The organism is Planctomycetaceae bacterium, assembly GCA_041398825.1.
Classification (GTDB): Bacteria; Planctomycetota; Planctomycetia; order Planctomycetales; family Planctomycetaceae; genus F1-80-MAGs062.
The window spans coordinates 216740-242881 of sequence record JAWKTX010000011.1 but is presented as its reverse complement, the minus strand read 5'-3'; the positions used below and the strand labels follow the sequence as shown (position 1 = coordinate 242881).

The window sequence follows — 26142 nt, the reverse complement described above, 5'->3', positions numbered from 1 at the left end:
CTCTCTCCGTGTCGTCCTGCCGTGTTCCGGCATTTGCAATGGAGACAAAAGACGCAGAGTCAAACTGGATGCGTGCGGCCTGCCCGTGTGCCACCAAGCTGTTGAACTACGCGTGATGTCTTCAGAATTGGGGCATGCGGTCGGATAGAGAGGCAGCCCGAAGTTTCGTTTCGTCGGATGTCATTCAGCAGCGTTCGAACCCTGTTGGTGCCAATCGGCATGCCGCTTCAGATCGACTGTTATCCGAAAGGGATTCTGCGGTTGAGGATGTTCTTCTACCCAAACGGAGCGAGCCCGGCATTCATTACGAATCCCGGGCTCGTCGTGTTATTTGGAAACACCTGACAAAGACTACTCTTCGCGAGGAGCGTCCGGATCAACGTCGTATTTTCGCCAGAGATTCTTTTCCCATTCGATTGCTGTCGGGTTTCCGACGGTTTGCTGCATCATCGCAAAAAGCGGGCTCTGACTAAAACCAAACTGCTTGCCTTCGTTCAGGAATCGTTCTCGCAGTGAGTCTTCCCCCACCTCTGCTGTTGGCACTCGGTCAACGACCTGAACAACGTAGAACTTGCTGATGTCAGCGTTCGGTGCGACTCCGACTTCCTCATTATCCAGATCTTCGAAGACCACCTTCATGAAGTCGTCGAATGCCAATTCGATCGAATCACCGGAAGCATCCGCGAATTGAATCTGTGAAAGGACTGCCTGTGGTCGCTGGAACATCGCCATTTGCTGATTCATCATTTGCTGACGCATCCACGTGAATGTGAGTGTCTGGCGAACTGCAACCTTTGCGGATTCGTCACTCCCCGTGACTGTCACGTCTTCCAGAGTTGTTGCCATGGGCTTCTTTTCGTCATCCGAAAGAGCGAGTCCGTCAGTGACAGTCTTCGCAAGGGCTTCAGCACGCTTCCTGGCAAGTTCCCGGGCACTTTGACGCTTCAGTGTCAGGATAACTTCATCGCGAATGCCGGGCTCCTCAAGCGTTGGCACATGCGAGTCAACGTTGTCTACGATCCACCAAACGTAGTGTGATTCCCCGCCATCCAGGTCAAATGAAGTGCGAACGGAGTGACGAGGATTAAAGAACTGAAGATCATCGCCAGGAAGTGAAAACGTCGTGTCTGCGACGCTGGCACCGGACGGAGCGAAAGGATTGCCGCCCGGCGGAGTTGCTGCTCCCACGGGATAATCTTCGTCATCTGTCAATTCTGCGTAACTGACGAAAGGAGTTTCCACGTAAGTGGATTTGTCGTCGTCGAGGCTGCGAGCAAACTCGGTGATTCCTTTGGAATATTCCTTCATTTGCTCGGCCAGTTCTTCGTCGGTAATGGACTGATTTTCCTTCTTAATCTCGAAACGTTTATTTCTGCGTTCGGAATGCTGCGCCTGCATTTTGGCATGCAGTTCGGATGCCTGGGCCGCGAGTGCGTCTCTGACCCGGCTCGCCAGCAGCTGTTCTTTGATTTCCGCCTTGAGCTCATCGTCCAGTGGACGATACTCGAATGCGGGTTCCGGGAATGCCTCTTCGGCTGCTTCCGCTTCGCCGGTTGAAGGGATAGCGAGCGGGGTGGAGGAGGTTTCGTCTGTGGCAGCGGACGTTGAAGCCTCGGCTCCGGACTCCGTGGTTGCCTCCTTTTTCTCCTCGGTCACTGCTGTTTCCGTTGTACCTGAGGCGTCGGTCTGGGTGGCCTGTTTTGCTTCATCATTGGTGGCTGCGTCACCACCGGCTGCTGCGTCACCAATGGTAGCTGCTTCATCACTGGTAGCAGCTTCATCACTTGCGGCTGCTTCATCAGTCGGGCCACATTCGGTGCCTGTTTCTTCAGTTTCTGCCGGAGTGTCTTCGGCACTTTCTGAAGCAGCCGCGTCAGTTTTTGCCGCTTCCTCTGACGCCTCAGCCGGTTTTTCTTCGGTGGCTGTTTTCTCAACCGCTTCGGTTGACGCTTTTTCTGAATCCGGCGTGGTGTCCTCAGTTACGGGCGTGGCCGGGACTTCAGCCGGTTTTTCGCCGGTGGACGTTTTTTCAACCGCTTCGGTCGACGCTTTTTCTGAATCCGGATTGGCATCCTCGCCAGCTGGCGTAGCCGGAACTTCCGGTGGTTTCGGGGTTACGGGCCGCTTGTAGAGAGTTTCCTTGTTTTCGTTGTAGTAGGCTTCAGCATCGGCATCAGTTACGGCCGGAGTCTGTGATTCAATCGTCTTATAATCGACTTCCAGATAGGCGAGTTTCACTTTTCGGGGCTGACGGAACCCAGCTTCTCCGGGGCCTTTTTCATTGGGGTAATAGAGCCGAGCGTTTGAGAACAGGTCAACAATCTGAGCTTCTTCCGGCTCGGGAACGGCATCGAGAAAAGCGTCAACATCAATCATCGCGGTGTTCAACCGCTGGCTGACGTTTAGACGCTTGTAGAGATTGTAGTAGAGTTCGGGTGGTGGCGGCATAACGCTCACCTGAGGCTGCGTTGCCCGATAGGCCATCATGCCCTTGATTTCGGATCTCAGGATATCAAACAGCCTGTCTTCGCTGATTTTCTGGCCTTCAATGGAGAGGCTTGTGCGAATCTTCGCGAATGCCTCGCCGGTCAGCTTGTTAGAAGTCTGGCTGTTGATGTAGCTGGAAACCATGTCATCTGTCACAACGATGCCAAGCTTGTCAGCTTCACTTCGCATGATTTCGCCGAAGATCAGGTCTTCCCGTTGATTCTGATGGCCAAAACCAAACCGGGTCGCGAATTGAGCCGTGCCTTCTCCGAAGGACGACTCGAAAGCCCGAGCCATAAATTGATCTGCAATCCCCCGCTGAATCTGAAGATCGTAGATCCGCTTGTTGTCGAAGACTCCCAGAGAGGTTGCGATGATGGGCTCACCGTCGGCAGGGCTTCGAAGGTACCTGGGCATGATCCAGCCGCAAAGACCACCCAGAATTGCACCCCCAATGCCGTACTGGATCCACTTGCCCTGACCGATTCCGGCGATTCCGCAGATAGCGGCACCCAGCATAACGCCAAGCATCGTGAATTGGCTGTCTCTCGACGCGAACACAGAGTCCAGCGTGAAAGCCATCATTGCGAGTATGACCAGCGCGACCATCATGGACTGCTGGTTCTTGCGGAAGAATGTAAAGGGTGAGGCCATGAACCATGCTCGTGGGGCAAAATGAATGGGGCAATTTTCTGATCAGTGAGCTTCCAGGCAAAACCCGGAAATTCAATAACCGCACCCTCGCGATGATTCCTCGATTGAATCGGTGAATTATCAGACCCGGTGCGGTCAGGAGGCCGGATTCTAGCCGTCGGGCAAATTCAGGCAAGGTCAACTGCGGATTGACTTTAGGTCGGCATGATCTTTCTCTCCGCGTGCATCGAAACGCAGGTCCTTGTTCGGCGTGAGCTGCGGGCAATTCAGAATTGCGTTTGAGTCATACGATGAATGCTTCTACAACACCAAAGCATTCAGTTCAGGCTGTCTCGGGCTCGGGATCTGAAAACAGTCGCCCCTGGACGGTGGCATACCGGGACAAAATCTGCAAATAATGAATGGCTCAACCCGTTGGCGGACTTTGCACACGCAAAACAGATCGAAATTCGCAGAGAAACGATATTAATGGCACGGAAGAAGAAGGCATTGGTGATCGTGGAATCACCAGCGAAAGCTAAGAAAATCGCAGGCTTTTTGGGGGATGATTACATTGTCCGCGCCAGTATGGGACATGTACGCGATCTGCCCGCGAAGGCTGTGGAGATTCCGGCCGCTGTCAAAAAAGAAAGTTGGTCGAATCTGGGGGTGAACGTTGAATCAGATTTCGACCCTCTGTACGTCGTGCCTTCTGATAAAAAGAAGACGGTGAACGAGCTGAAAGATGCTCTCAAGCAGGTTGACGAGCTCATTCTGGCGACTGACGAAGACCGCGAAGGAGAAAGTATTGGATGGCACCTGGCGCAGGTTCTCAAACCTCAGGTTCCGGTCAGCCGTATGACTTTCTCAGAAATCACGAAGGAAGCCATCCTGGAGGCGATTGCGAATACACGCCAGCTGGATGATAACCTGGTTCAGGCCCAGGAGACTCGTCGAGTCGTTGACCGGCTTTACGGTTACACACTGAGCCCGCTGCTGTGGAAAAAGATTGCCCCCAAGCTTTCTGCCGGCCGAGTCCAAAGCGTTGCTGTCCGCGTTCTCGTTGAGCGTGAAGTGGAACGAATGAAATTTCGCAGCGGTTCATTCTGGGACTTAAAGGCTCAGTTGAAAGTTGCTGCCGGGGCCACATTTGAAGCGATGCTGCAGACGGTCGGAGGCCGCCGTGTTGCCAGTGGCAGAGACTTTGATGAGAACACAGGGCGTCTGAAGGAAGGGTCGGATGTTCTGCTTCTGGAGGAAGTTGCAGCAAAGGCGCTTCAGGATCGCCTCTCCAGCGAACCATGGACCGTCTTGAAGATCGACGAGAAAAAGCAGACGCGGAAGCCTTACCCGCCGTTCACGACAAGCACACTGCAGCAGGAATCCAACCGCAAGTTGGGGATGTCAGCGCGGCAAACGATGCAGGTCGCTCAAAGATTGTATGAAGATGGTCATATCACTTACATGCGTACCGACAGTGTCAGCCTGAGCAATGAGGCTGTGCAGGCGGCGCGAAAGCGTGTCGATAAGCTTTATGGTGAAGATTTCCTGAGTCCTGCACCAAGGCAGTTTACAAATAAGACCAAGGGGGCCCAGGAAGCTCACGAAGCGATTCGGCCAGCCGGTCATGAAATGAAGACGGCGGAAGAGCTGGGTCTGGGCGGCCCGGAATTTCGCTTGTATCAGATGATCTGGAAGCGAACGATGGCGACGCAGATGGCGGATGCCCTGCTCCGCTTCGACACGGTCACCATTCAGTCAGGAGATGCCGAATTTCGTGCATCCGGCCGAACCGTAGAGTTTGCTGGCTTCTTTCGGGCATACGTCGAAGGATCCGATGACCCCGAGGCAGCGCTCGAGGATCAGGATTCGACGCTGCCTGCGATGAAGGAAGCGGATGTTCTGCAATGCGAGCAGCTGGAAGCACTTCCACACGAGACGAAACCTCCGGCTCGTTACACAGAGGCGACGCTTGTCAGGACCCTGGAATCAGAAGGTATTGGTCGGCCAAGTACCTACGCGAGCATTATCAGCACCATTCAGGATCGCGGGTATGTTCGTAAGAATGGAACTCAGCTGGTCCCAACCTTCACGGCCATGGCCGTCACCAAGCTGCTCGAAAACCACTTTCCAAATCTCGTCAATCTTGGTTTTACGGCCGGGATGGAGCAGACGCTGGATGACATCGCGACCGGAACGGCAGATCGATTGCCGTACCTTCGCGAATTTTACAGCGGACCGTCCGGGTTGGATGAGCAGGTCAAGCAGCGGGAGGGCGACATTGACCCAAGGACAGCATGCACCCTGGAAATTGACGGGCTGAGTGCTGCTGTGCGCATCGGAAAGTTCGGACCATTCTTCGAGCGGATCGATGGTGAAGAAAAAGTCACCGCTTCCATCCCCGATGGTATTGCTCCGGCAGACATTACGAACGAAGTGGCTGAGCGACTGATTGAAGAGAAGCTTCGTGGCCCGCAGGCGCTGGGAATGCACCCGGAAGAGGGTTTGCCGGTTTACCTGCTGAATGGTCCGTTCGGTCCCTATCTTCAGCTTGGCGAAGTCACAGAAGACGGACCAAAGCCAAAGCGATGTGGTGTTCCCAATTGCTTCGATGTGCTGAATATGGATCTTGAAACAGCGCTGGCATTGCTCTCTCTTCCCCGGCGAATTGGTAAGCATCCACTGACAGATAAAGTGGTGAATTCAGGTGTGGGACGATTTGGACCCTATGTCACCCACGATAAGGTCTTCGCCAGCTTTGATCGCAAGACGCACACGTATGAGTTCAACGGCGAAGTTTACAACGTGTTGACTGTCACCATGGATGCGGCCGTGGAGATGCTCCGTAACACCAAGAAGCGTGCAGCCCCGACGGCACTTCGTGAGCTGGGGAATCATCCGGCCGATGAAAAGCCAATTGGGATTTACGAGGGCCGATTCGGGCCTTACGTGAAGCATGGAAAGATCAATGCCACGATCCCGAAAGACACCGACATCAACACGGTCACTCAGGAACAGGCCATTGAATGGCTCGATGCCAAAGCAAGCAAAACCGGCAAGGCCCCGGCACGTGGCAGCGCCAAAAAGGCAGTGAAGAAATCCGCAGCAACAGGCACGAAGGCTGCAAAGAAAACCTCAACGAAGAAGAAGGCTGCCAGGAAGAAGACGGCCGAGTAATAGTTCGCCGTCGGCTATTCCGGACAGAAAGTAGTATTCGTGAGGACTCCGAAAGCCTTCGCGGTTCTCACGGATTTTGCGGCTCCCGGAAACTTCAGTCCCCCTGAACCTGATCGGGGCGGACTTGCTCGGCATTCATTGAGTAAGCGACCGCCACGTCAGGCTGCAGAGTACGCGGGGCTTACAAACGCCGCCGCTATGCGACCCGTTGCTTTGGTTCTGTCGAATCGTCCTGCCGTCCAGGCTCCAGGATCGCAATCACATCGGGGACTTCAATTGTCTCGTTGAAAGTGCGGCGAAGGATCTGCTGGTCACCGTCTTTCTGCAGGCATTGGAATTCGAGTGCTTCAAGGACACTTCTCAACGGTGCATTTTTGGGGGTGACGATCAGCTCAGCGTTCAGGTGGTTCCATCCCTGTTGCTGTTGACGCCGGGCGTACCAGAGGAAAAATGTCGTTTCGACCATTTTCTGGGCGACGCGGCACGAAAGCACGAATTCAACCAGAGATGGTCCCTCTGAGCTTCTGCGGAATGCTGCAAATCCAACGATCCCATAGGCCCCAAAGTTGTCGGAGACGCCAAAGCAGTAGCAGTCATGGTCGTCGGATCGAAGGAGCGCTTCAAACTGCTCTTCGGTATGGCGTCTGCCGCTGAGATTGAATTGATTGCTGCGCTGAATTAATTCCAGGCATCGTGGCTGCTCCTGTCGGCCTGGCTTGCGAATTGTCATGGACATACCGCAGCTTTTCAGGAATCGATCATAGTCTCCACGAAAACTCTGGCTGATCTGACGCCGCTTTGATTCTGCGAGGTAGCTCAGTCGACGCGATGATGATTCTGATGAAACCGGCAGATCAAATTCCGGATGATTTGCAAATTCCGGCCCCTGTAATGGATCAAAGACACGAACCTGTGGCAGCACCGAAGAGACTTCGTGTCGTTCAAATTCGGAATCATCCACGAATGCAAAGGTATCGATGTTGATGTTCAGTTCACTGGCGATCTGCTTCAGATTCTGGCTCTTGGGGCTCCAGTTGATGGCGGGATAAAGAAAGTAATCAGCGAGACCCATGGACTCGATTTTGGGCCATGCTGTCTCGTAATTGTTCTTGCTGGCAATCGTTTGCAGAATGCCTCGCCTATCAAATTCACGGACCAGGTGGACCATCTGTTCATTGACAGTCACTCCATCCGGCCCGGCATCTCCGATGACGCCGTGCCAGAGCGTATTATCCAGATCCCAGGCAACGCACTTGATTTTCTCCGCTGGTTGTTCATGGTCTGAAGCTGGTGCCTGGCTCTTCGGGAGCAGCGCAGAAGCGTTCTTCAGGTGGACCAGATCGAGCCAGGAGAATATCAGACGCACCTCCTGATCGTTTTCAATCGAAACCTGAATGCGTCCGGCTTTTCCATCGGCGCGTTCAAACAGCTCTGCGGCGTCGATCAGGTGCTCGTTCCAGCCAGGGGTGATCTGCAAACTGGTACGAAAGACGGGCGCGTCGGTGACGAGTTCAATTACGATCCGGAAATCGATGGATTCGGGTGAAAAACACTTCACGTAAAATGCATCGGGAACGCTGCCCGCAAGATCAGCAGCGGTGCGTCCTTTTTTTTGTGCGACTGGCAGTTGGTGACTCGATGAAAGTTTTCGGATGACATTTCGGCGGACGTGGGTACACATGCCGTTGAATCGCCGCGACGGAAATATCTGCTGCAGAAACGGAACGATTCGGCTGCCAGCTTGTTCCAGCGCGTTCATCCATCGTTCATGCAGACGCACGCTGCCAATCGGCCGCATGGCTGGATGAGCTGGCCATTTTGTTTCCAGTTTTGCCCAGCGTTTGAAGCTGATGTCCGCGCCGAAACTAAACAGCCCACTCACCTGCTTGTTTGGCATGATCCCATATTGAAAACGTCGACAACGGCCATCTCTTCGCGCCTCGAACAGAGTGCAGGCGGAGTAGCACTGGGGGGCGGAGCATTCGACACAGTGTTCTTCCCAGAACAGCACGGCTGCCCGGGTGACGTGGAGATCGGCAGGCGGAGCGGGGATGGTTTCGTCACCGCAGCGTTTCTTCCAGACGGCGACGTTGTTCCAGGCCAATTGATACATGCTTAAGAATCCGTTCTAAGTCGTTGGCAGCAGGGAGAATAGGAGGTTGCGGCTGGTTGATCAAGAAGACTTGAGTCCAATTCAGATCCTGTCCTGATCCCTCTGAGGGAAACCCCTTTTCTGGCCGGTCTGTGACTTAATCGGTTGCGTCGCGCAGCAATCGTTGGGCAGCTGGGTTGGGGCTGCCATAACTCACGATAGCGATGTCCAGGTCATTTCGACAGTACATGCGTACGGCTCGCAGAATGGCGTCGGAAATCCAGGACTGTTCGTTTCCGAATGCTCCTCCACCCAACAATGTCAGGTAGACGCTGGAATTGCCCGTTTGATTTTGGTTAAGGATCGCGGCCGCCAATGTGGCCTCATAAGCCGCTTCCAGGATGAGTCTTGCAAATGGTTCCCATTGTTGGGCCCGAAGAGAAGAGTAGGCGACCGGCAGGGCTGAGCAGTAGGCCTGGGTGACAATTTGAGGCTCCGATGGAGACTGCAAAGTTTGGGTCACTTCGGTTGACCACTGCACGCCGATTCGTAAGTACCCCCGCAGCTGCCGCCGTTCTTCTTCGTCTGCTTTGGAAAGTCTTTCCGAAATCAACTGCAGGCCCTCTTTGGTGGGAAGCAGGTAGCCATTCTTCATCTTCCAGAGAGAGTGGCCCGTATTTCCCAAAGCCCGCCCAAGGTCGGCAACACAATCGATCTGGAGGTTTGCTGACTGCCCCGTCTGGTCGTTCACGCGAACGAAGTAGTTGCGATAGATCGTGCCGGCTCCCGCGGCCATCGCACAGGCGGGGCCTTGTGTAAAATCACGTTCGTAGATGCCGATCCCCATTTCCGGAGTGTTTTCCGGAGAAACCATTTCCAGTAAATTGAATTGCGATGCGACCTGAAACAATGCACCGCTATTCCTGGGTTGACAGTGCAGCTGTTGCACGTCGGCCACAATTTCGCGCAGCGACAGGTTTCCCGCAGAGGCAATAGACGCAGCCCGGGTACGCAGTTCTTCCAGTGAAGGCGTTTCAAGGTTGCCAAATTGCCATGACTGGCCATTCGCAAGAGACGTCAAACGATTGCCTTCAATCCGAAAACTGCGTCGGACTTGTTCGGGCGATTCTTCACGAACACCGGTCAGCGTTTCAAACCAATTCATGACGAATTCCTTTGGCCTGAACGGAGCATGCGTGTCTGAGTCCTATCCGATTCGAAGTCCGGCAGGCAGTGATTCGCCGAAGATCTGGTTCGCTTCTTCCTGTTCGAGCTGGCCGACATTTGTCACGAGTTCAATGATGTGCGGCTTTGCACCAGCCTGACTGAGCGCAGCGACGACCCGATCTCGCATGGCGGCACTGATATCTCGGTATCGGTCATCGGTTCTTCGGCCCAGCTGCATGAGGGCCAGCTGTGTGACTGAATCCGTCAGATCTTCATTGCGCAGGAGATGCTCGATCCAGGGAACTATTGTTTGAGCTGGCAGGACAAGGTTCAGTGGGCCGTAAATGGGGATGCGTGCTCCCAGTCGGCCGAGTGCCCACAACATCGATGGCCTAATCGGCTGAACGACCGCCCGCGGCAAAAGATCGATGATGATGCCACCGAGTTCCGCTCGTACAGAGCTGCTGATTCGTTCCAGTGAACCCAGTAGACGCCAAATCTCGGCTGCTTCATGCGTACTGGATGCGTAATCAGTCGCTTTACCGCGTCCTGTCATCATTTGCCGATGTTTTTGCCGGATCGCAGACAGCAACGGTGCGGCGAGTTGGTTCTGTCGTCCTGCGTTCAGACCGCCAGCCACGCGTCGGCAAAGGATCCGCCATTCCGTCAGATTTGCTGATCCGGAGTGAGCAAGCTTTCCCCGCAGTGTTTTCCAGGTTTCCTCGACGCGCCAGTCATCCGCGGCCATCCCAAAACCGGGCCGCAAGCAGAATCCTGTTAGATTCAGCCAGCGACATTCATGTTTGGGGCTCCTGCGACGAGCAGATTCTGATGCCATCAGTGCGGGCCACATTCCCCGCAGAAGAGATGGTGGCCAGTCGTTTCGGCTGATTTGAAGTTCAGCCGCGATTTGTTTTGCAATCCGATCCGGTGACGCAGTGGATTCGTCTGCGAAGGTCGATTCAATCAATGCTTCTGCGGTTCGGATGATGGAATCGTCAACGATTCCGGTTCGCTCTGCAATTCCCGTATGTGCTTCGCGGTCGGTCTCCGTCGCCGATCGAACATCGAACTGAAGTTGCCAGCGTCGCGTGCTGTCGACCTGCTGACACCACATTTCCAGAGTGCCGATTTCGTTGAGTCGAACCGATACACGAGCGTCAATTGTATTGTCTTCGGAGCTTCTGCTCGTCAGGACGGTCCGGATTGGAGGAAGCGGGGTCAACTGTTCGGGATCAATTGCCAGCAATTGTCCGGGTTGATCCGTCAGCCGGGTTCCGGAGACGTAAATCGGGAATTCCACGGGTTCCGACGTACGCACTCGAAAATGCTGATCCAGGACAGTTGGCTCGGCCCCGGGTTCCGTGCCGGCTGCAATCAGGCACATGGCCGCTGGTGAACCATCGGCTTTTTCGACTCCGATGTAGTAACTGCGCGCGAGCCCGGCGACGATCCGAATACCGATTCCGCGACGGACCATGCCAAAGTAAGCCGCTCCCCGAGCAACGGCCAGATCCAGTCGATCATTCTTGAGAACCAAAGGCGACCACGGTTTGTCCGATACTGAAGTGTTGGCAAACCAGCGTTGCAGGCAGTTGATCAATCGGCTTCGCAAAATGGGAGACGCGAAGAATCCACCATTGAACAGCACAACGTCAGGTCGTGCGGCTATCAGTGGATCCTCGTCAATCGAACTGGATCCGGACGTTTGGTGATGCGAGTTCAGAAAGTGTGCCAGGTACTTTGTCATCGCCGGATCTGGAGCGTAGGGAAGTCCAAACTCCTGAAAGCCCGACTGTCTTTTTGCAGGCTTGTCGGTCAGCTCGACTTCCGGCAGAAATCCTTCGACAAACAGATTGTGCAGTTCCTGCTGGGTGACATCGGTTTGAAGGCTGCCTCCAATCAGTTTCGATCCGCTACCTGGCAGAACCACCGTGTAGGATTCCGGAGCCTGAAAATCCAGCAGCGTTTCTTTGGCATGACGGCACGCGGAGATCAGAGTACTCCACTGGCGCGGACTGAGTTTATTTTCACCGCCCAGTTTTCCTTCGTCTGCCAGTTTTTGTTCGATGTAATGCGCCAGTGCGAGATCAAGGTTGTCTCCGCCAAGCAGCAAATGGTCACCCACTGCGACGCGATGGAATTGCAGCTTACCGTTTTCACCCGAACGAACATGAATGAGGCTGAAGTCGCTGGTCCCTCCTCCGATATCACAGACAAGAATCTTTTGACCGGGTGAGACAATCTGTTCCCACGTTTCGCGATGGGCGTCAACCCAGGAGTAGAAGGCGGCTTGCGGCTCTTCGATCAGGAAAATTCGAGGCAGTCCGGCCTCCCGAGCAGCTGTAACAGTCAGTTCTCTGGCGACTTCGTCAAACGAGGCTGGAATTGTGAGGACGACATCCTGCTTTGAAAGAGGGTATTGCGGATGTGAGTGATCCCACGCTTCGCGCAAATGCCGCAGAAAACGGCTGCTTACCTGCACTGGTGAGAGTCGTTCGACGTCTTCAGCAGGATGCCAGGGAAGCAATGCTGCCCGCCGATCGACACCCGCATGGCACAACCATGACTTGGCTGATTCCACCATGCGGCCGGGAGTGCTGCGGCCGTTATCTCGCGCAAATACGCCGACGCAATACGAGTGTTCCTGTTGCCAGGGCAGTTCGCAGGTACCGGCCTTTAACTCATCGGCCGTTGGTTCGTAATGAAATGACGGGAGAGTCTCCCGTTTCTCCGATTCACCCTGTGCAATGGCCTGCGTGACGGCAAAACACTCGATCTGCCAGTCATCCCGGTGGGTGTCAATACAGCACATGGCTGAGTTTGTCGTTCCCAGATCGATTCCAACAACGTAACGCGGCGGTGATTGCTCATCGTCCATTGCGGCATTCGGGGTCACGAGATCTGTATCGTTTAAAGCCGTGGTCAACGTGCCTGCGCCCTCACGAACCGTTGGATGATCGAGATACTTCCGTGAGTTCACCGGATGAGGCCGTAGTGGATTCTGCGTCGTCTCGCACGCTGAATTCCAGTTTCCATTGCCGGCCTGTTTCGTCATTCACGCACCAGAGTTCAAGGATACCCAGTTCGGTAATCCTCGACTGAAAACGGACGGGGATATACTCATCCGGCGAATCCGGGTCGGCTGGCAGGGTAGCTTCCATGGAGTCGGTCTCTGTCATTTCATCCGCGTTCCATCGATCCAGCTGATTGCCCGGTGCATCCGCACATCGGGTGGCCGAACTGAAAAAACGGAACCGAGCTGGTTCGCCCACGATCAATCCAATGGCCCCCGATGGAACATCAATTTCCGTTCCCTCTTCCATTCCGTGGGGGACGACGCAGAGGGCTTTCAGCGGTCGTGGTGCTCCGGGGATCGCGAGTCCTGCCGTCTCAATACCAACGTAGTAGGAGCGAGCCGTCCCACCGCGGATTCGAATACCACCGTTCGCCCGGCTCCACCCAAAAAAACAGGCTCCACGACTGACTGCGTTGTCAAGGTCCTCTGATCCTTCAATGACGTGCGGCGGTCGTTTGGGAAACCAGGAATGCAGTTGATTAACGATCGCGGATCGAAGTTGTTCTGACTTGAAAACGCCACCGTTGAAGATGATGTGCGTGACGGGACTGTCAGCACAGTGTTGTTGCAGAAACGCAGCCATGTGGCGCGTGACGGCCGTGTCTGATTCGTAAGGCAGTCCGATCTCCTGGAATCCTGATGTCCGTTGTCGGACAGGCTTATCCGTCATCTGGCACGACGGAAAAAAGCCGGCCAGCAGCAGTTCTGCTGCTTCTTTTCGAGAGACCTCAACAGAAACCAGGCCCCCGATGAGTCGGCTGCTTCGCCCGGGAATCGATATCGTGTGGGTCTCCGGGCCATCTGATGCAAGAAGTGCTTCCTTGGCATTTCGGCATGAGTGCCAGAGTGAAATGGACTGCCATGGGTCAAGGTTGACTCCCTTCTCGGCAAACAATGCTGCGACCCGGAACGCAAGTGCGAGATCCATGTTGTCGCCACCAACAAGCAGGTGGCTCCCGACGGCAATCCTCCTGAGCTGAAGATCCCCTTCTTCTTCCGCTACTTCAACCAGTGTCAGGTCCGTTGTGCCTCCACCGATATCGCAGACAAGGATACGGTCTCCCAGAGAAACCTGCTTCCTCCACTTGTCCCCAACAGAATTCAGCCATGCGTACATGGCTGCCTGTGGTTCTTCGAGCAGAACCAGGTCTTTAGGGAGCCCGGCCGCGACGGCTGCTTCGCGAGTTAATTCTCTTGCACTGGCATCGAAAGATGCCGGAACAGTCAGGACAACCTTCTGGGCTGCCAGCCGTTGCCCGGGAAACTGCTGGTTCCAGGACGAGACAATATGTTCGAGATAACGCTGGGCAGCCACCACCGGTGAGATTTTGGGAACGTCAGCAGGTGCGTTCCACGGAAGCAACGCCTGATGCCGGTCTACCTTGCTGTGGCATAGCCACGACTTTGCTGCCGCTACGGTGCGATCAGGAAACTGCGCCGATAGATCCCTGGCAACCGCTCCCACTGCGAAGGTCGAGGAGTCAGACCATGGCAACGAAAATGCCTTGTGTTCCGCTTCTGGCTGTGTCGCGAGATAAAGAAACGAAGGCAACGACGTCCTCGCTTCAGTCGTTTGCGGTGCTGTCACTTGCGGAAACGGAAGCAAACGAGTGCCGGAGTCCTCTGAATCCAGAGGTGTATAGGCGAGCACACAATTCGTGGTTCCAAGGTCAATTCCAATTGCAAATTCACTGGTCATTTGAAGGCCGGGTTTCTGCTGACTTGACAGCCATAGACAGTTAGACGCGATCGAGTTCGATTTCGGCGGGGGCAACAATGCTGGATGTTTCCGGAGAGCCATTCCAGACGGGCACTTCACATCTTGTGGCAACCCAACCATGATGGACAAGCGTTCCTCTTGTCACACCCTGTTCGCTGATGGATCCACTCAATTTGTACATACCGGGATCAGGGTTTGCTCCGAGATCAACTTTTTCACCCTCATTTTCCTGAACAACTGGTCGCAGAGCGAACTGACGTTCGAGAACTGCCTTGCAGTCTCGATGAATGTCACGAACAGCTGCGCCTACCTGCGCGTCAGTATACTGTTCGAGTGGTTCCTGCAGGAAATCCAGGAATCGGCCTTCTCGCTGTAACGCAGCCAAAAGCGAGATTGCTTCACTGCGAGCGGGTTTCGGAGGCACCGGAATCGCTGGTTTTTCTGGTATTTCAGCGGTCGGTTTCGTTGTCGGAGCTGCTGAGAGCAGCTGTGTTACGTTATCAGAAAAGGCCGCATTTGTAAGGATGCGCCATGCAAGTGAGAATCTACCCATGGAGTTCGAGACCTGAATTTTGAAGCTGGTGATCGAGATTAGACGGGGATTATACTGCGGAATATCATCAGAATCATGTCTGTGAAAGAATTGATAGTGTGCGAAGTCGCCCATTCCAGAGATGGGTATTGTTGTTGCTTCCAGGAAGGTGATGGCAATGCAACAAAGTCAAGTCGCAGAATTGAGATGTGATTGGCTAACATGGTGGGGATTTCCCGCCCTTACGCATTATCAACATTCGAAAGAGTGGGAGATGTTGTAGAAACTGCGATGCTCTCGGGATTTCGGAGTTGGGGTGATGAGCCTCATCGAAACCGTCGTGGCTTTGGCGGATGTTTAAGTGGGCCATTACGGTGTTTGGGATGTGCCTGGTGTGAGGGGCGAGTTTTCCAATGGAAAGCACCTCAAATTCAGGCTGTATTGGTCGATCATGTGTAATGGTTCACTGAGGCTGGTTACACGTAAGAGTCGTTGTTGCAGTGCAGGTAGGGGATTGAAGTGGAAATTACTGAGGTACGCATAAAGCTGGTCACTGATCTCGACGATCGTTTGCGTGCATTCTGCTCCGTGACCTTCGACTCAGAATTCGTGGTTCGCGACCTCAAAATCATTGAGGGGCAGCGCGGGCATTTTGTGGCGATGCCAAGCCGGAAGTTGATGGAGAAATGTAACCGTTGTTCAGCAAAGAACGACGTGAAGGCACGTCATTGTTCCCACTGTGGGACGCGCCTCCCCGAAACAAGTCACCACAGGCAGGACGGCGCAAAGCCTCGTCTTTTTGCTGACATCGCCCATCCGATCAACGCTCAATGCCGCGATCGAATTGAAACAGCAGTGCTGGCCGCCTTCGAAGAAGAAAGAGAACTGGCGGCCAGGCCAGGCTATGTTTGTCGCTACGATGATTTTGATGATTCCGTCCGCGGTGCCCATCAAAACTCAAAGGTAAATTGAGTCTCCGCACGATGGTGCGATGCTGAATGGAACCAAACCTGAATGGAACGAAACGGGGACGCGACATTGTCACGTCCCCGCTGTCTCCTGCGAAATGCTGCGAGTGTTCAGACCAGCGCAGTTCCGTTCAATTGATTCATGATCCAGTGGTCCAGGAACCGCATATTGTCGCCCGTTGGGTCGATGGCAGTATCGGTCAGTTCGACTTTGACACGAGCGCCCGCGGATCGGAGCAACCGAACAGCCTCGAGGTTCCTTGCAAGTTGTTCCGGGTTCGCTGCGCGGGACTGTGTTTGAAGGATGGCCTTGCTGCAAATCCCGGTCAATCGTTCGCCGCGAATTGAATCCGGCTTTCCGATAGGGTCCAGAAGGATCGCTCCCGCAAACCATTCGGACTTGTGCACCAGCAATTGAAGCGCGGCATCAGCACCACTGCCGGAGCCTGCCAGAAAGATTCGTTCGCTGTGGATATGAAATGCCTTTCGCATTCGACACGTCGTGACATGCAGCAGTTCAGGAAGTGGCACATTTCCAAAATGGGCTGATTCCATATTCCAGCGATAACCACCGGTTCGCCGTTCGAAATGATTTCCACGCAGTGACAAGCCGACGTAATTCTGCGGGCTGATGGCTTCCATGACGTCTTCAAGCTGATCTTCGTCTGTATCGTCGCTGTGGAGCCAGATGATCAATGGGTAGGCGTAACATTCTTCATAACGCTGGGGAACGAAGATTGTGATTGGCCAGTCCGATTCTGCCACAGCGTCATTCATAAACGCGCCGGCATCTTCTGACTGCGCCCAGTTCTCGTACATCTCGCGCAATTCAACTGGTAGCTGCGCGGCGTCAAACTCGGGACCATACAACGACGAATCCGTGGTTGCGTGTGAGAAGCTGCGGACGCGATTAAACATAACTTGTGACTTCCGTGAATTGACGGTTTGCGAGTTCAGGAACGCTGGCAGGTTCGCCCGGATAATCCGGTTCAGAATTCAAACGACGGCGTTCTGTGAGGGGAGGAACGAAACGATTTTTCCAAAACAATCCTGGAGTCAGACTCCATCATCCGTGATTCTTCCTGGCCGCAGATTCTCGCATTTCCTGCATCGGAAATAGTTTCCCCGGACAGGAGGTTGCTCGGACTGCGGAGTGTCCAACGATCTGTGATCCGCCGATGTTGTAGCGGATACTCAATGTCTTAATCAGCCGCTTTGCTGACGAAAGCTGCAGAGCGGTTGGCTGGTTTTCCTCAAAGTGACCAATCAGGCAAATTCCGATTCCACGCATGTTGAATTCTGCATTTCCCGAATGGGCTCCGTGTATCTGTTCCTGCCAGCGAAACGTGGGAGCGATGTGGCCATCCGGCATTCCATTTCCGTTTCCGATGACAAAGTGGTACCCGATGCCGAGCCATGGGTTTCCCATCGCGTCCCTGCGGCGTCGGTGGTTTTCATGAATGGACTCCACTGAACCTGACGTCGTTGCAGAATGATGAATGACAATGTAATTCCATTGGGCCGAGCTAACAGATGGTTTCCAGTCCGCTTCCGTCCCACCGTCTGAAGCGGACACAGCCTGAATTCCGGCCAGCGTCGTGAGCAGAAGTACGGCCGTCCATTTGAGGGCCGTCCAACTGCGGCTGTGAATGAAACCCTCAGGGCAGATAGAATATGAAGGGATTGCGACGCCCTGATTTTTGGTTGTCATGGTTCCGTTCACACTTTGTCTGCACTTCAGTTTCAGCCACCATTCATTCAGTCTGGCACACAACTGAAACGGCTGTGCATCGACTCTACCTGTGCTTCGAAAACGTGTCAACGTCCTGTTCTTTTGAGGCATTCCGGCGACATAGTGGCAACCCGAATCCGATTGAGACGGCGCGGTTTGCGCTGACTTTGACGGCACTCTCTGAGCATGAATGCCGTACGCATTCACCCCGGTCCTCCCAATCGTCACAATCTCAGTGACTTTGGCGTTTTCCGGGAGTCATCCGTCAGAAATGCTCCGGTTTTCCAGCGCAATGGACGACCGGGTGTGGAGAGCGTTTGCCGGCTGAGTGAGTCATTGTTCGTCTGTAATGTTCAGAACGATTTTGCCAGCGAGCGTGCCCGCGCCGTGCAGCGTATTCGCTTCCTGCAACTCATGCGCGTCTGCCGCGCGACTGAGGCTCAGGATTCGACTGATTCGCGGAATAAATTTGCCTGCGGACATCCATTGATTGATCTCCATGGCGGCCAGTTGCTGTTCTTCGGGTGACGCATTAAACATGGCGAACCCCATCATTCTCAGGTCTTTGACATAGAACGGGCCGACGGGGAATTCCGGTCGGGCATCGCGTCCGGCCATCAGAATGATGCGTCCTCTTTTGGCCATGCATGAGACGGCCAGATCCAGCGATGGGTTCCTTAGTGTTTCGAACCAAACGTTGATTGGTCCCGTTGTCTGCGTGATATCCGCCAGCCGCGCAGCGACATTCTCTGTTTGATACTGAATCACGTGGTCGGCGCCGATGGACAGACACTCCTCAGCTTTATGAGCGGAACCCGCGGTGGTAATTACCGTTGCACCTGCAGCTTTGGCAAACTGCACGACCGATGATCCGACTCCCCCGGTTCCGCCGTTGACAAAAAGGACTTCACCGCTTGTCAAACCGGCATGAAGAAACAGTCCCAAATGTGCAGTAATTCCGACCAGCGCACCGGCTGCTGCGGTGGCTGCATTCACATTTGTGGGCAGGGGATACAGCCATTTTTCTTCCACCGCGCAGAATTCGGCGGATGTTCCTTGTCGGCCGGATAATCCCTGATTGCTGCCCCAGACTCGATCACCCACTTTGAACCGGGAAGTCCCTTCGCCGACGGCTTCGATGACGCCGCAAAGATCGCATCCGATGATATATGGATCGGGCAATTCTGCTTTGACTGCTCCGCTTCGAATGTAAATATCGATTGGATTGACAGAGACACTTTCAACGCGGACCAATACCTGTCCTGCCTGAATCCGGGGTTCTGGTAAGTCTCCAATCCGGATGACAGAGGCCGGTCCAGTTTGATTAATGTATGCGGCTTTCAAGAGAAACTCCTGTGTTCTGGTGATCCCGGTACCCCATTGCGATGGCGATCATCAATCCCAAAGTACTCAACAGGCAGCCGGTGGTGAATGATGCTGATTCGAACCGCCATTCAATCCTGTGAGTGCCTGGTTCAATGCGAACCGACCGACGAAATCCATTTGGTTGGTCAGCTTCCGCTTTGATGTCGTCAACGTAAACCTTCCAGCCAGGATACATCAATTCAAGCAACTGGACACTGCATGACTGATTAACCCGGCATTCGAAAACTGCTTTCTGCGGGGTTCTGCTGATCCACTTGTGTTCGACGGAGGATTCAGGTGGATCTGTCGTAATTCGACTCGGTTGGCGGCGGATCCTGTAAAGGTAAACTGGCGCCATTCCTCGTCCCCAGACGCGATTCAGAAAAGCATCTGGCGCGGCGTTCAGCAGTTCGATGCCGCTGTGCGGTACTGCGATTGATTCTGTCGTGAGGATATGCGTTACGCCGCGAAGTTCGAGACGTGACAGTTCTTCGTCGGTTGGAAAGACGGCAGACGTCCCCGATTCAGGTTGGGTGCGATAGGTCTTTTCGTCGGTGTAGTAATCAGCGGGACCAATTCCCAGGTATTGTGGGATGCAGCTTGTCCCGAACAGATTTGCAACGTTCGGCCCGGGGGCCAGCAGCCGAACGTATGCTTCGCCATTGGACGCAATGAAATCGCGAATCCAGCTTTGTTCAATTGAGTTGTACGGGGCATCCTCAATCTGAACAGCATCTCGCACAGGTGCTTCTGATGATTTCAAAACGTCAGCCAGCGTCACCGCTCCGATGATGGAGATGACTGCAAGACGTGCGGCCGGTGATCTTCTCCTGACCAGTGTGTCGAGCACCGATGCGGACAGGATGCCGCCTGCGAGCGCGGCAACGATTGAGTATCTTGCGGGGCCCATGAAGAATCCAAACCCCGGCAGATATTTCGTCAGAATGACCAGCCATCCGGTGGAGTAGATCAGCGACAAGAAAAGTAATGCACACCAGGTCAGTATTTGATTTCGAGGAACTCTCGCTCGAATTGCGGGGTTAATCAGGCACAAAAGCAGACTAAATGGAATTAACCCGAAATACAGATGAGCTTCTACCTGATTTGTGGCAGAAGAAATGCTCAGCGGACTGTTATTCGTAATCGCGCGACTCAACACCATTTCAGGCGTGTGCCAGTACCACCACGATGCGAAGAGTTGGGTCATATAAAGGGGCGGCATATGGCCATAGGCCGGATCAAAAGCCTCGTTTGTTCCTTCGCGCTGGCTCATGCGTTTGAGCTCTATTGTCGGTAGCAGCTGTACTGAGGAAATCAGCAGCGCCAGCAAGATGGCCGTGACCACGCCTGCGACGGATCCTGCAGCTGAGGGCAATCGCTTTCCGGGATGAGGCGTTGGGGTTGATATTGTTCGGATCAGGGCGTAAACGCAGCAGGTCAATTGGGTCACGAATGCAAGTGCGAAGTGCCCGGCAAGTAAATGAATGGCCAGCACAACGGCAAGTGAGATTAGGGATCGGCGGTTTCTCAGACGCAGGCAACGGTCCGTCATCCAGAGTGCTGCCGGAAACCAGACTCCGCCTATGATGCTCCATTCCAGTGAAACTCGCGCGGGAAACCATCCGTAGACATAAATCAAGGCTGCGAGGTGAGCTGTCGAATTCGACAAAGTCTGGGTGCGAGCGAATCTCCACGCGAGAGTAAACGCGGCTGCATAGTGAAGAATCACACTCAGGCTGTAGGCGCGATTAACATCGAAGACGCGATACAGGATCTGATTCGTTGGATAGAATATGCCCGCCTGGCTTTCTGCATGCAGTGGGTATCCAAGGCCGGTTCGATCATGCCAAAGGGGTATCTCGCCACGATGAAAGGCGTCGGCCATCATCTGTTTCTGAGGAAAGAAATAGGGATAGGTGTCGCCCCCGACAAGCCCGCCTCCCATCAGCAGCGTATTCCAGACGCCACCGGCGAGCGCGCAACCGACAACGATTGCAACCATCCATTGTTGTGCAGTCACCGTTTCAGTTGTTCGGGAGTTGGGATGACTCATTCCGCAACGATACACGATGGTGACGTGCTTGCGAAAGCGAGCGTATCCTACCATCATGCTTTCATGAGCAATTTCTCTGTGATGCGATATACGTCGTGGGTCCGTTGAAGAATTGAACAGTAAGGGAAGCGTCAAATGGGCGACTGTGAATTTGAAAAGCTGTGCATTTGCCTGATCAAAAAGTGTGCGGCGGTTGCTCATTCGTCCTTCCGTCAGGTCGTTTGGAACGCCATCTTCTGTGGTATTCTGGTATCCGCTTTTGAATCTGCATCGGCGGAGAAACTGGATCTGGCCATTCTGGGCGGGCAGGTCGTTGACGGGACCGGAGCACCCTGGTACCGCGCCGATGTTGGAATTCGAGGCGGGAAGATCGTAAAGATCGGGCGCATTAATCGGGAAGATGCAACGGAGGTCATTGAAGCAAGCGGGCTTGTCGTGGCACCGGGCTTCATTGACATGATGGGGCAGACCGCGTCGCCGATGATGGAAGATTCCAAATCGGCAATCAATCTGTTGTCGCAGGGAATAACAACAATTAACGCCGGGGAAGGTTCATCTGCTGCCCCTTTAGGTGAAGTTGAGGCGGCAAGAAAAGGGTATTCCACGATGGCGGAGTACTTTGGACTGATTGAGTCAGCAGGACTGCCCGTGAATGTTGTGCAAACGGTTGGCCATACTCAGGTGCGGCGAATTGTTCTGGGCGATGTCGAACGTCGTCCAACGGACGATGAATTGAGTCAGATGAAAGCTTTGGTCCGGGAAGGGATGGAGGCGGGGGCGATCGGCCTTTCTACAGCATTGATTTACCCGCCCGCGGTTTATGCGGAGACGGAAGAGATTGCTGCGTTGGTGTCTGTTGCCGGTGAGTTTGGAGGGCGCTACTACACCCACATGCGGAATGAAGGGGATCAGCTGCTGGAGGCGATTGATGAAGCTCTGGAAATCGGTGAGGTTGGTAATGCTGCCGTCCATATTTTCCATCTGAAAGCTGCTGGTCGTCAGAACTGGGGCAAGATGCCGCTGGCGATTGCCCGCATCAATGCGGCACGCGCTGCCGGGCAGCAAGTCACCGCTGACATCTACCCTTATGTGAATAACGGGCTGGGCATAGCGGCCCTGATTCACCCTCGCCACTTTTCTGAAGGTCATGATACGCTGCGAAATCGACTTGGAGATGCGGAGTTGAGAGCTGCCATCCGCAACGAAATGGAAACAACAGACGGATGGGAAAACTGGTTTCGACATGCTGGAAAGGACTGGGCCAGGATTGTCATTGGTCGCACAAATGCGGCTGAGTACGATGGTCTGGATGGATTAAGTGTCAGTGAGATCGCATCGGCTAAAGGCGAAGATCCCTGGGATACGTTCTTCAGTCTCGTTCGCGCTGGGGCGTTCGCACTGCCGGAAACCATGACGGATGCGAATAAAATTGCTGCCATGCAGCAACCGTTCGTTTCATTCTGCACCGACGTCGGACCTGCAGGAGGAAATCGGATTGCCTCACATCCGAGAGCCTTCGGGTCGTTTCCAAGGATGCTGAGCAAGTATGTTCGAGACCTGGGTGCGATCCCTTTGGAACGCGCGATTGCTCAGGCAAGTGCCGCGGCGGCCAACAATATTCTTGCGTTCGACCGAGGCCGAATTGCGACGGGTCTTGCGGCTGACGTCGTTGTTTTTGACTATTCCGGACTCAGGGATCATGCTGATTTCGTGAATCCGCAGGCGCTTTCGACAGGTATTCGGCATGTCATCGTGAATGGTGAGGCTGTCCTGAAAGATGGTGTGCAGACGGATGCCCGGCCAGGCAGAGTTTTGCGAGGGCCTGGCTATCAGATGAAGGACCTGGCTCTTCATCGAAACGATACGCGTTCTAATCTCCAGTTTGCGGGCTTTGACCAGCACATCGATTCATTTATTGAAGAACACCGCGTTCCCGGCGTGTCCGTCGCTGTCGCTCGTCACGGGAAAATTGAGTTTGCGCGTGGCTACGGATTCGCTGACGTTGCAACGAAAGAACCGGTGACAACGAAGAGTTTGTTTCGAATTGCCAGCATTTCGAAGCCAGTCACTGCCGTCGCCGTGCTGCAGTTAGTGGAGCAGGGAAAGCTGGCTCTGGAGGACAAAGTCTTTGAAGTATTGGACTACGAGTCTGACATTACTTCTGCGGGAAGTGCGTTCGATCGCCGTCTGAGAGACATCACAATCAGGCACTTGCTGCAGCATCGTGGAGGATGGGATCGTGGCCAGTCATTCGATGCCATGTTTAAGTCGGTTGAATTCGCGAAACAGACCGGCGTTGCACCTCCTGCCGACCAGGCCGCCGTTATCAAGGCGATGTTTTCGTATCCACTCGATTTTGATCCTGGTGAGCGATATGCGTATTCGAACTTCGGCTACTGTTTACTGGGGCGTGTGATTGAAGTCAGGACCGGGCTGACCTATGAAGAATATGTGAAAGAGCACGTATTGAAACCGATTGGCGTGACCTCCATGAGAATCGGGGCAACCAGACTCCGTGACCGGGCCGCAAACGAGGTGCGTTATTATCAGCCTGGCACTGGAAAGTCTGTGTTTGCAGCTGATCTCGATCAGGAGACTCCCTGGCCGTATGGGGCATGGTTTCTTGAAGCGATGGATTCACATGGCGGATGGATTGCGTCTGCGTCAGATGTGGCGGCCTTTGCTTCGTCGTTTGATAACGTCGAAGCGTGTCCAATTCTCGGAGAAGACAGCATCCGTACGATGTATTCAAGACCTGATGGACTTGCCGGATTTGACAAGGATGGCAAGCCGGCAGACGTTTACTATTCAATGGGGTGGCAGAACCGTGTGGTGGGAACAGACAAAGTTAATCATTGGCACACGGGATCACTGTCTGGTACGGCCACGATCGTGATTCGGCGGCATGATGGTCTGACACTAGTTGCGTTGATGAACACACGCGTCAGCCCAAAGGCTGGCCATCTCGGGCGCGAAATTGACGCAACTTTGCATCGCGCAGCGAATGAAATTCGGTGGCCTGTTGACTGATTGTCATGAATCCGATTCGGACGAGGCCTGAGTTGGTTTACCTGTCTGCCAGTCAATGGGGACGGCGTCGGCCCACAATTGCTCAAGACGATAGAGCAACCGTCCTTCTGGTGTGAAGACGTGCAGGACAACATCGCCGTAGTCCGCCAGTACCCAGTTTCCTTCGGTCCGGTAACCCTCGATACTGATGCGTGTGTTACCGTCTTCGCGCTTCAGTTTACGATTGACCTCATCCGCGATGGCGTGCATCTGGCGCTTGCTCGTGGCGGTTGCAATGACAAAGAAGTCGACGATAGATGTCAACTTTGTCATATCAAGTACCAGAATATTCTGACCTCGCAACTCATCAGCTATCCGTCCGGCGGCACAGGCGTTGGCCAGGCTGGCTTCGTACAACTCTTTGGGCCGCGACGCCGCTTCCTGGCGTACAGATTCTGCATCGACGAAGTCGTTGGCGGCTGCGTTGGGCGAGTTATCGAGTGGACTCGCTTCGTCAGTTCCCTCAGGGTGTGTTTCCGGATCGGTCGTCATGGCAATTCTGGCTAGTTGCGTTGAATTCTTGAAGTTTGGTCGCCGTAAGTCGGCGGCTGCATCCGAACTTCTGTTCTCACTGAGCAGGTTACTGCATCTGGCGGGACACTGTCGCGTTCAGGAGGTTCGATTTTTGAGACTGACGCGATTTTCACTGTCCAACGGACCGTTGAAGTCAATTCATACCTCCATCAGGGGCGATTCACCTCCGTTTTGACGTGGTCATGCCCGTATGGCGAGGAGGCCGCATATTTCAGGCTACCATCGCCAGGTGGCATTGCGGACGCGAACAGGAACGAAATTATTTCGTCCTGAGTCCCGGATAAAAATTTCCCGCGTGAGTGCGAAAACGTTCACCGCTTTCATGAAGACCTGATAGAGCGGGTAGAAGGGCAATACGGCTGCCAGCAACAGATCCTGCTTCAGACGGTCGGAGTAATACAGGAGAACCATCATCTGAATGAGTTCGATGCAGATTCCACAGCAGTAGAGCAATGGAATCAGTTTCATGCAGCTTCCGGGGTAGGCCAGTAATAACCAAACGCCGTACAACCAGAATGTGTACACGCAGATGACGTTAAAGAACCACCGTTCCATCATCATCAGGCAGTTCGACCATCGAAAGTTATTGCGCCATGGATATCCCATGTCTTCATGTTTGCGGCACTCAAATGTGATGACGGTGCGATCCCATCGGCAACGCTGCCAGAACAACCGAATCCAGGATGTCGGCACATTCGTGAAACAGTTTGCGTAGGGGGCGACACCAACTTCGTATCCCGCTTTCCGGATGCGAAGTGTCAGGTCGCCATCTTCCCCGGGGCCAACGTCCCATCCACCCAGTTGTTTGAGGACGCTTGTGCGAAATGCTCCGAATGCTCCCGAGACGATTGCCAGCATCCCCATTCTTCCGCGCGCCATACGGCTGATGAAGATTGTTTGCCGATACTCGTAGGCCTGTAGAAGCGAGCACAAATTGTCAAAGGGATTCCAGGCGAGAACGGTTGCGGAAACGGCAGCGACCTTTGGATCTTTCAGAGGTTGAAGTAATTCGTAAATTGCCGTCTCAGAAAGCATTGAGTCGGCATCGACTGTGACAACGATTTCGGCGGTGGCATAATGCAGTCCCAGATTCAGCGCAGACGATTTCCTCCTCTCTCTTCCCGCCGGACCACCGTAATGCCATCTCGACCTGCGGCGCATTTTCTTGCTTCTTCGTACATGTTGTCCGTGGAGCCATCGTCAATGACCACCAGCTCAATTTTTGGGTAACGGTTCCAAACGGACATCATCGTCTTCGCAATCGTCTCCCCTTCGTTGTAGCCGGCAATAATGACGCAAACGTCAGGGCAATAGTCAAAACTCTCCGAGCGATGGTACGGAACGTCGAGCCGCCAAATGCCTTTCAGCAAGTCCCATACCGCCATCAGGACAGCACTGTAGGCATACCGTGGCGCATCGACCAGCAGAAGTACGCCGAGAACGACAACGAGTTCGTCCGGCCGCAAGCTGCGAACCCAATTTGCCCATTCGATCAACATTTGATACAGCCCGATTAACCTGAAGGTCGTTCTGA

The 26142-nt window shown here is 54.1% G+C and carries 16 protein-coding genes; 3 read left to right on the top strand and 13 right to left on the bottom strand.

What is annotated here, in order from left to right; translation table 11 throughout:
• Positions 1–351: 351 nt before the first annotated feature.
• Positions 352–3141 (bottom strand): hypothetical protein, encoded by a 2790-nt coding sequence (locus R3C20_19790; protein ID MEZ6042747.1) that lies wholly within the window; start codon positions 3139–3141, stop codon positions 352–354.
• A 468-nt stretch (positions 3142–3609) separates the two neighbouring features.
• Between R3C20_19790 and topA the strand changes: the two genes are divergently transcribed.
• Positions 3610–6297 carry a type I DNA topoisomerase gene (topA, locus tag R3C20_19785; protein MEZ6042746.1) on the top strand — a complete coding sequence of 896 codons (2688 nt, stop codon included), beginning with the start codon at positions 3610–3612 and terminating at the stop codon, positions 6295–6297.
• A 196-nt stretch (positions 6298–6493) separates the two neighbouring features.
• On the opposite strand, the gene R3C20_19780 is transcribed toward topA, so the two are convergent.
• From R3C20_19780 to R3C20_19760, 5 genes are all read right to left on the bottom strand, one after another.
• A complete protein-coding gene (locus tag R3C20_19780) occupies positions 6494–8410 on the bottom strand; it encodes an HAD-IIIC family phosphatase (GenBank protein ID MEZ6042745.1) in 1917 nt (638 codons plus the stop codon).
• 136 nt (positions 8411–8546) lie between these two features.
• Positions 8547–9554 carry a hypothetical protein gene (locus tag R3C20_19775; GenBank protein ID MEZ6042744.1) on the bottom strand — a complete coding sequence of 336 codons (1008 nt, stop codon included), beginning with the start codon at positions 9552–9554 and terminating at the stop codon, positions 8547–8549.
• A 42-nt stretch (positions 9555–9596) separates the two neighbouring features.
• Complete coding sequence (locus R3C20_19770) at positions 9597–12539, bottom strand: Hsp70 family protein (GenBank protein MEZ6042743.1); 2943 nt, start codon at positions 12537–12539, stop codon at positions 9597–9599.
• Complete coding sequence (locus R3C20_19765; GenBank protein ID MEZ6042742.1) at positions 12499–14334, bottom strand: Hsp70 family protein; 1836 nt, start codon at positions 14332–14334, stop codon at positions 12499–12501. The genes R3C20_19770 and R3C20_19765 overlap by 41 nt, the downstream gene beginning before the upstream one ends.
• A gap of 40 nt (positions 14335–14374) precedes the next feature.
• Positions 14375–14908, bottom strand: a complete 534-nt coding sequence (locus R3C20_19760; protein ID MEZ6042741.1) for a DUF2760 domain-containing protein — start codon at positions 14906–14908, stop codon at positions 14375–14377.
• A 498-nt stretch (positions 14909–15406) separates the two neighbouring features.
• Here R3C20_19760 and R3C20_19755 point away from each other — a divergent pair, with 498 nt between their 5' ends.
• Positions 15407–15859, top strand: a complete 453-nt coding sequence (locus tag R3C20_19755) for a SpoVG family protein (GenBank protein MEZ6042740.1) — start codon at positions 15407–15409, stop codon at positions 15857–15859.
• A 107-nt stretch (positions 15860–15966) separates the two neighbouring features.
• Here R3C20_19755 and R3C20_19750 read toward each other — a convergent pair whose 3' ends face one another.
• From R3C20_19750 to R3C20_19735, 4 genes are all read right to left on the bottom strand, one after another.
• Positions 15967–16773 carry a hypothetical protein gene (locus tag R3C20_19750; protein MEZ6042739.1) on the bottom strand — a complete coding sequence of 269 codons (807 nt, stop codon included), beginning with the start codon at positions 16771–16773 and terminating at the stop codon, positions 15967–15969.
• Between the two features lie 148 nt (positions 16774–16921).
• Entirely contained in the window at positions 16922–17566 is a 645-nt protein-coding gene (locus tag R3C20_19745) for a peptidoglycan recognition family protein (GenBank protein MEZ6042738.1), read from the bottom strand.
• Positions 17567–17920: 354 nt separating this feature from the next.
• Entirely contained in the window at positions 17921–18931 is a 1011-nt protein-coding gene (locus tag R3C20_19740) for an NADPH:quinone reductase (GenBank protein ID MEZ6042737.1), read from the bottom strand.
• A complete protein-coding gene (locus tag R3C20_19735; protein MEZ6042736.1) occupies positions 18912–20972 on the bottom strand; it encodes a hypothetical protein in 2061 nt (686 codons plus the stop codon). Before R3C20_19735 ends, R3C20_19740 begins: the two co-directional genes overlap by 20 nt.
• Before the next feature lie 168 nt (positions 20973–21140).
• On the opposite strand from R3C20_19735, the gene R3C20_19730 reads away from it, so the two are divergent.
• Positions 21141–24035 (top strand): serine hydrolase, encoded by a 2895-nt coding sequence (locus tag R3C20_19730; GenBank protein MEZ6042735.1) that lies wholly within the window; start codon positions 21141–21143, stop codon positions 24033–24035.
• A gap of 3 nt (positions 24036–24038) precedes the next feature.
• Here R3C20_19730 and rsfS read toward each other — a convergent pair whose 3' ends face one another.
• The 3 genes from rsfS to R3C20_19715 all read right to left on the bottom strand — a co-directional run bounded on the left by rsfS (position 24039) and on the right by R3C20_19715 (position 26107).
• A complete protein-coding gene (gene rsfS / locus R3C20_19725; protein ID MEZ6042734.1) occupies positions 24039–24566 on the bottom strand; it encodes a ribosome silencing factor in 528 nt (175 codons plus the stop codon).
• A 258-nt stretch (positions 24567–24824) separates the two neighbouring features.
• Complete coding sequence (locus R3C20_19720) at positions 24825–25769, bottom strand: glycosyltransferase family 2 protein (GenBank protein ID MEZ6042733.1); 945 nt, start codon at positions 25767–25769, stop codon at positions 24825–24827.
• A complete protein-coding gene (locus R3C20_19715) occupies positions 25700–26107 on the bottom strand; it encodes a glycosyltransferase (GenBank protein MEZ6042732.1) in 408 nt (135 codons plus the stop codon). Before R3C20_19715 ends, R3C20_19720 begins: the two co-directional genes overlap by 70 nt.
• Positions 26108–26142 lie beyond the last annotated feature (35 nt).